Annotated in this window: 2 protein-coding genes; both read left to right on the forward strand. The window is 70.6% G+C overall.

The window, feature by feature from the left end; genetic code table 11:
• Window positions 1–88: 88 nt before the first annotated feature.
• Window positions 89–871, forward strand: coding sequence for a 3-hydroxybutyrate dehydrogenase (locus tag PKE44_RS15100; RefSeq protein ID WP_324552654.1), 783 nt, complete (start codon window positions 89–91; stop codon window positions 869–871).
• 110 nt (window positions 872–981) lie between these two features.
• Window positions 982–2,196 carry a patatin-like phospholipase family protein gene (locus tag PKE44_RS15105; RefSeq protein ID WP_324552655.1) on the forward strand — a complete coding sequence of 405 codons (1,215 nt, stop codon included), beginning with the start codon at window positions 982–984 and terminating at the stop codon, window positions 2,194–2,196.
• Window positions 2,197–2,203: the final 7 nt, after the last annotated feature.

The raw sequence follows: 2,203 nt of genomic DNA on the forward strand, positions 1-2,203 counted from the left end.
CGGTCCGGGTCTTGCCGGTCCGGGTCTTGCAATTGAATCCGGGCACCCGGCCGGTCGCGCTTTCGTCCACCCGCAAGAGGAATCCCCCATGAGCCTCCACGGTAAAGTCGCCCTGATCACCGGTGCTGCGAGCGGCATCGGCCGCAACACCGCCGAAACCCTGGCCGCTGCCGGCGCCGCGGTCGCGATCGCCGACATCCGCATCGAAGCCGCCGAACAGACCGCCGCCGAAATCCGGGCCGCCACCGGCAGCCCCGCCTTCGGTCTGGCGATGGACGTGACCGACGAGCAGGCGGTCGGGCACGGCACGCAGGCCGTCATCGAGCACCTCGGCGGCCTCGACATCCTGGTCTCGAACGCCGGCATCCAGATCGTCAGCCCGATCGAGGACTTCGCGTTCTCCGACTGGAAGAGGATGCTGGCGATCCATCTCGACGGGGCCTTCCTGACCACGCGCGCCGCCCTGCGGCACATGTACGCGCACGGCGGCGGCACGGTGATCTACATGGGCTCGGTGCATTCGCACGAGGCCTCGCCGCTGAAGTCGGCCTACGTCGCCGCCAAGCACGGCCTGCTCGGGCTGGCGCGCGTGCTGGCGAAGGAAGGCGCAGCCCACAACGTGCGCGCCCACGTCGTCTGCCCGGGCTTCGTGCGCACGCCGCTGGTCGACAAGCAGATTCCGGAGCAGGCGAAGGAACTCGGCATCAGCGAGGAGGAAGTCGTGAAGCACGTGATGCTCGGCGAGACCGTCGATGCGCAGTTCACCGCGGTCGAGGACATCGGCACGATGATCCGCTTCCTGTGCGAGTTCCCGAGCACGGCGCTGACCGGCCAGAGCTTCATCGTCAGCCACGGCTGGCACATGCAGTAGACCCCGCAGCCGGCACGCAGACCCGCCGGCGCGTCCGGCGCCGGCCTGCGCTACGGTGGGCACGAGACCCCCGGGCCGCCGGATTCCCCGCTCGCACGAGACTGCCCCGCATGGCCGACGATACCCGCGACACCCCCACCCCGCCGCCGGCGACCGGCCCGGCCGGCAGTGCGCTGCACGCCGCCATCGCCGAGTACGGCGTCATCGCCCTGGTGCTGCAGGGCGGCGGCGCGCTTGGTTCGTATCAGGGCGGCGTCGCGCAGGGCCTGCTGGAGGCCGGCGTCGAACCGGACTGGGTGGCCGGCATCTCGATCGGCGCGCTGAACGCCGCGATCATCGCCGGCAACCCGCCGGAGCGGCGGCTCGAACGCCTGCGCGCGTTCTGGGATGCGATCTGCGCACCGCAGTGGCTGCCGGCCTCCTGGGCCGTGCAGTGGCCCGAGGCCATCGTCAGCCGCATCGACGGCTGGCCGCGCAGCCTCGCCAACGCCTGGGACGCAACGCGCGCGATCCTCGAAGGCCAGCCCGGCTTCTTCCGGCCGCGGCTGCCGCCCTACGAGGTGCTGCTCGCCGACACGCCGTCGGCGGCGAGCTTCTACGACACCTCGCCGCTGCGCGCGACGCTGCTCGAATTCGCCGACTTCGAGCGCATCAATCACGGGCCGATGCGCGTGTCGGTCGGCGCCGTGAACGTCGGCACCGGCAACTTCACGTACTTCGACAACCGCCAGATGCGCCTCGCGCCCGAGCACTTCATGGCCTCGGGCGCGCTGCCGCCGGGCTTTCCGGCGGTCGAGATCGACGGCGAGTTCTACTGGGACGGCGGCCTGGTCTCGAACACGCCGCTGTCGGTGATCCTCGACGAACACCCGCGCCCGGACGCGCTGGTGTTCCAGGTCGATCTCTGGAGCGCCGGCGGCACGCCGCCGGCCAACGTCGCCGAGGTCGCGACCCGGCAGAAGGACATCCAGTATTCAAGCCGCACGCGCATGATCACCGAGCTGCAGCGCCGCGATCAGCAGCTGCGCAAGCTGCTGCTCGATCTGGTGAAGCTCGTTCCCGGCGAGCACCACGACCATCCGGCGCGGCGCGAGGCCGTGCGCCTGGCCTGCGCGCGGCGCGTCAACGTCCAGCACCTGATCTACCGCGACAAGCCCTGCGAGAGCCATTACAAGGACTACCAGTTCGGCCCGGCGACGATGCGCGAACACTGGGCCAGCGGCCTCGACGACATCCGCAAGGCCCTGAGCGACCCGCAGCGCCTCGTGAAGCCGAGCGCGGACAAACCCTTCGTGACCTGGGACGGGGACAAAAAGGTCGTCTGAAGCGCCG

The sequence above is a fragment of the Plasticicumulans sp. genome, from assembly GCF_035331805.1.
In the GTDB taxonomy this organism is placed as follows: domain Bacteria; phylum Pseudomonadota; class Gammaproteobacteria; order Competibacterales; family Competibacteraceae; genus Plasticicumulans.